Annotated in this window: 1 protein-coding gene; it reads left to right on the top strand. The window is 41.7% G+C overall.

Translation table 11 applies throughout. From position 1 onward, the window contains the following. On the top strand, positions 1-230 hold a 230-nt coding region (locus AAEZ05_RS30550; RefSeq protein ID WP_350650449.1), incomplete at both ends, for a DEAD/DEAH box helicase family protein.

Below are 230 nucleotides of genomic sequence, written 5' to 3'. Positions count from 1 at the left end.
CACAAAAACTGCGCCGTGAAGCAAAGCTAAAAAGCCCAACGGTTATTGTCCTAGTAGATAGAACCGACTTAGATACGCAGATAAGCGGCATCTTTAACGCTGCGGATATTGCTAACGTAGAAAGCACCGAAAGTATTAGAGAATTACAGCAAATGCTTGAGCGTGACACCCGCAAAATAATCGTTTCTACTATTCATAAGTTCCGTGATGCCAAACCTAATATGAATACC

Origin of the sequence: Pseudomonas sp. HY13-MNA-CIBAN-0226 (genome assembly GCF_040310305.1) — a bacterium.
In the GTDB taxonomy this organism is placed as follows: Bacteria; Pseudomonadota; Gammaproteobacteria; order Pseudomonadales; family Pseudomonadaceae; genus Aquipseudomonas; species Aquipseudomonas gregormendelii.
This window is presented reverse-complemented; position numbering and strand designations above follow the sequence as displayed.